Source organism: Bradyrhizobium sp. LeoA1Lang (assembly GCF_055413685.1).
Window position 1 is genome coordinate 1 of sequence record NZ_JBVAPG010000321.1, and the last position, 3,973, is coordinate 3,973.

A 3,973-nucleotide genomic window follows, 5' to 3' on the forward strand; every position below is an offset into this window, starting at 1 on the left:
GGGGCCTTGGGGGTTTCTTGGTTTTCTTCCCCGGTCCCCTGCACATGGGCGGGGGGTTAGGGGGCCTCCACCCACCTTGGCCGCCAAAGGGGCCGGGGGGGGGGGGGGGCAACCCGGTCGGGGCCACCCAAAGTACGGGGGTGAGGGAAAGGGTGGCCCCGCGGCGTTTGCCCCACCCTACGGCACTTTCACCGGGACGACACGGAATCACTCCCCGCCGGGGCGGTGCCGAGGTCGTCGGGGCCGAGATCGGTCAATTCGCATTCCAGGCATTCGACGTCGAGCCGGAGCGTGGCGCCCTGGCTGAACAGGAGCAGTGCGCTGCCGCCGGGGGCGGCACCCTGGTGAAACTCGATGCCGAGCAGTTCCAGGGTGGCGTCCGGCGCCTCCAGGTTGATCTTGCGCGACTTGCAGGCAAGCACGCGGTCGAAGCGCAGCGCGGCGATCAGGCGGCGCGAGGCGGTTTCGCCCGACAGCGTCTGCTCCCAGTCCAGCCTGGACATGCCGACCACGAGCCGCTTCTCGCCCTGGCGCCAGACGATGTCGGAGGCCTGCACGTGGGCATCCTGCACATGCGCCGAGATCACGGCGAGATCGTCGGCATCGAGTGCGATCAGTTTGAGCGGCGCGGGCGGCATCATGCCGAAAGCAATCTCCTGGGCCAGAACCGGTTCCCCCAGATATCAGTCCCTGATGCGCTCGATCGACGCGCCGCAGGCCGACAGCTTCTCCTCCAGCCGCTCGAAGCCGCGATCGAGATGGTAGACGCGGTTGACCATGGTCTCGCCCTCGGCGGCAAGGCCCGCGATGACAAGCGAGACGGACGCGCGCAGGTCCGTCGCCATGACAGGCGCACCGCGCAATTTGTCGGTGCCGCGGATGGTGGCTGTCTCGCCGTCGAGCGCAATCCTGGCGCCGAATCGCGCCAATTCCTGCACATGCATGAAGCGGTTCTCGAAGATGGTCTCGGTGATGACGGACGCGCCGCCGGCGCAGGTCATCAGCGCCATCAGTTGCGCCTGCAGGTCGGTCGGGAAACCGGGGAACGGCGCGGTCGTGACCTGCACCGGGCGAAGGCCGGCGCCGTTGCGGCCGATGCGGATGCCGTCATTGTTGACGCTGACGGTGGCGCCGGCTTCGCAGAGCACATCGAGCGCCGATTGCAGCAGTTCTGGCCGTGCGCCGGAAAGCTGCACCTCGCCGCCGGTCATCGCGACCGCCATCGCATAGGTGCCGGCCTCGATGCGATCCGGCAGCACGGTGTGGCGCGCGCCATGGAGCCTGGCGACACCCTCGACGATGATGCAGGGCGTGCCGGCGCCGGTGATGCGGGCGCCCATCTTGTTCAGGCAGGCGGCGACATCGGCGATTTCAGGCTCGCAGGCGGCGTTGGTGATGACGCTGGTTCCCCTCGCAAGCGTCGCCGCCATCAGCGCGACATGGGTGCCGCTCACCGTAACCTTGGGGAAGGCGATGTCGGCGCCGCGCAGGCCACCGGGAGCTTTCGCGACGACATAACCGCCGTCGATCAAGATCTCCGCCCCGAGCTTCTCCAGCGCCATGATCAGGAGATCGACCGGCCGGGTGCCGATGGCGCAGCCGCCGGGCAGCGACACCCTCGCCTCATGCATGCGCGCAATCAGCGGCGCGATCACCCAGAAGCTGGCGCGCATCCGCGACACCAAATCATACGGCGCGGTGGTGTCGATGATATCGGCGGCCGAGATGTGCAGGGTCTGGCCCTGGTACTCGCGGTCGCCGGGCCGCTTGCCCGCGGACATGATGTCGACGCCGTGATTACCGAGGATGCGCTGGAGCTGCGCGACGTCGGCAAGCCGCGGCACGTTGTCGAGGATCAGCGTCTCCTCGGTGAGGAGTGCTGCGATCATCAGAGGCAGCGCGGCATTCTTCGCGCCCGATATCGAGATGGTGCCGTTGAGCTTGTTGCCGCCGACGATTCGGATGCGATCCATGCTGCCTCTTGCTCTGATCCGCGAAAAACCTATCGAAGGAAGGGGCTACCGCAAAAGTGTTGAAATTTAGGGCGATTCCGTGGGCTTCCTCGTCATTTCCGGGCGATGCGCCGGCATCTCGCCCGGAAATCTCGCGCAATAGGCGCGGAAACGGAGTTCAGGCGGCGGCCGCGAACTGGTCGAAGGAGACGCCGCTCAGCGTCGCCGAGACCTCCCACAGCATCGCCCCGACCGCGGCATCCTTCGCCTGCGGCATGATCTTCGCCTCTACCGGCGGGCCCTTCAACTCGTAGAACCAGTTCGGTCCATAATAGCCGCCGCGCTTGGCGTCCGGCGAGGTCGCGGCAAATAATGTCGGCAACGCGCCGGCCGCGGCGGACTGGCTGGCATAGGGTTGCAGCAAGCGGCTGAAATACGAGGACAGGCTCCTCGTACCCGGGCCGTTCGGGATCAGGTCGGTACGCGCATAGCCGGGATGGGCGGCGTTGCTCATCAGACCCCAGCCGGCGGCGTCGCTGCGGCGCTGCAATTCGAGCGCGAACATCAGCATCGCCAGCTTCGACTGGCAGTAGGCGCGCCACGGGCGGTAGGACCGCTCCGACTGGAGGTCGGCGAAATCGATCGCGCCGGAGCGGTGCGCCAGGCTCGAGAGGTTGACTACCCGGGGCTTGAGGCCGCGGCGAAGCTGCGGCAGCAGCCGTGCGGTGAGCGCGTAATGGCCGAAATAGTTGATGCCGAGCTGCATCTCGAAACCGTCCTGCGTCGTCCGCCGCTTCGGCAGCGCCATCACGCCGGCATTGTTGATGAGGAGATCGACCGAAGGGCGGCTGATGGCGAAGCGGCCGGCGAAGTCGGCGACCGAGGCAAGGCTTGCCAGATCGAGCGTCTCGTAGCTGACGTCGGCGTTCGGATATTGCGCGCGGATGCGCTCGAGCGCGTGCTTGCCTTTGATGTCGTTGCGGCCGGTCAAAACCACGGTCGCGCCGGCGCCCGCCAGCGCCAGCGCGGTCTCATAGCCGAGCCCGCCGGTGGCGCCGGTGATCACGGCGGTCCTGCCGGTCTGGGGTGGAATGTCTGCAGTGCTCCAGCCGCTCATGCTTATATCTCCTGGTCTCGAATCGGGGTGTGGTTCCCAGCCGCGCTTCCCTAAATGTGCACTAGGTGCAATTTTGCAAGTGGTGAAGGATTTGAAGCGACCGGCGACCCCGCGCAGACCGGCTAAGGGCAGGTCATCAAAGGAGAAAACCGCGCCTCCCGCGGCGCCGGGCCTGCGCGCGCGCAAGCGGCAGGAGACGCGCGAGAAGCTGACGCGGGCGGCGATGGCGCTGTTCCTGGAGCGCGGCTTCGAGGCAACCACGCTGGACGACATCGTCGCCGCCGCCGACATCTCTCGCCGCACCTTCTTCCACTATTTCGCCTCCAAGGAAGACGTCGTGTTCGCCTGGCAGGAGGAAGCCAGCGCGGCGCTGATCGCGGCGGTCGCGGCGCGGCCTGCCGGCGAATCCATGCTCGCGGCGGCGGAGAACGCCATCATCGCGATGGCCGGGCAGCTCGATCCCGCCGAAGTGGTGGCCTTGGCGCGGCTGAAGCAGGACAACCCGGCGCTGCAGGCGCGCGATCAGCTCAAGTATGAAAAGCTCGAGCGCACGCTGGCCGATGCGCTTCTCAAGCGCACAGGCAACAAGACGGACAAGATGCAGGCGCGGCTGGTCGCGATGATCGCAACCGGCGCGATGCGCGTCGGCGGTGAGCTCTGGGCCGCCGAGGGCGCCCGCGAGACGCCGGAGCTTCTCGCAAGGCGGATGTTCGCGGCAATCCGCGCGATGTTCGAATGAGTGCCATTCTCCTTCGCCCCGCCCTTGCGGGGAGAAGGTCGGGATGAGCGACTATCTGGATTGTCAAGTTGCATTGGCGTAAGCGGCACGCGCCTCGCGTGCTTTGGCGTTGAGGCGGACCAGGAGCTTACGGGCGAGCGCAATGCGAATGACCATTTTTTCCTT

General features: G+C 66.9%; 4 protein-coding genes and 1 pseudogene. 1 reads left to right on the plus strand and 4 read right to left on the minus strand.

Annotated elements, in window-relative coordinates; translation table 11 throughout:
• Positions 1–188 precede the first annotated feature (188 nt).
• From ACZYOF_RS42660 to ACZYOF_RS42670, 3 genes are all read right to left on the minus strand, one after another.
• Positions 189–641: a DUF2948 family protein gene (locus ACZYOF_RS42660; RefSeq protein ID WP_130583721.1), complete on the minus strand. Its 453-nt coding sequence runs from the start codon at positions 639–641 to the stop codon at positions 189–191.
• A 42-nt stretch (positions 642–683) separates the two neighbouring features.
• Positions 684–1,973 carry a UDP-N-acetylglucosamine 1-carboxyvinyltransferase gene (gene murA, locus ACZYOF_RS42665; RefSeq protein WP_463719484.1) on the minus strand — a complete coding sequence of 430 codons (1,290 nt, stop codon included), beginning with the start codon at positions 1,971–1,973 and terminating at the stop codon, positions 684–686.
• Between the two features lie 157 nt (positions 1,974–2,130).
• The gene (locus ACZYOF_RS42670) at positions 2,131–3,069 is read right to left on the minus strand and encodes an SDR family oxidoreductase (protein ID WP_463719485.1); all 939 of its coding nucleotides are present in this window, start codon (positions 3,067–3,069) and stop codon (positions 2,131–2,133) included.
• A gap of 91 nt (positions 3,070–3,160) precedes the next feature.
• On the opposite strand from ACZYOF_RS42670, the gene ACZYOF_RS42675 reads away from it, so the two are divergent.
• On the plus strand, positions 3,161–3,808 hold the full coding sequence (locus ACZYOF_RS42675) for a TetR family transcriptional regulator (protein ID WP_245476784.1): 648 nt from the start codon (positions 3,161–3,163) through the stop codon (positions 3,806–3,808).
• 63 nt (positions 3,809–3,871) lie between these two features.
• Here ACZYOF_RS42675 and ACZYOF_RS42680 read toward each other — a convergent pair.
• A pseudogene (locus ACZYOF_RS42680) lies at positions 3,872–3,973 on the minus strand (IS110 family transposase); the annotation flags it as partial.

Excerpts from the sequence above, each read along its gene's own strand:
- ACZYOF_RS42660 (WP_130583721.1), bottom strand. The coding sequence starts at position 641 with ATGATGCCGCCCGCGCCGCTCAAACTGATCGCACTCGATGCCGACGAT.
- murA (WP_463719484.1), bottom strand. The coding sequence starts at position 1,973 with ATGGATCGCATCCGAATCGTCGGCGGCAACAAGCTCAACGGCACCATC.
- ACZYOF_RS42670 (WP_463719485.1), bottom strand. The coding sequence starts at position 3,069 with ATGAGCGGCTGGAGCACTGCAGACATTCCACCCCAGACCGGCAGGACC.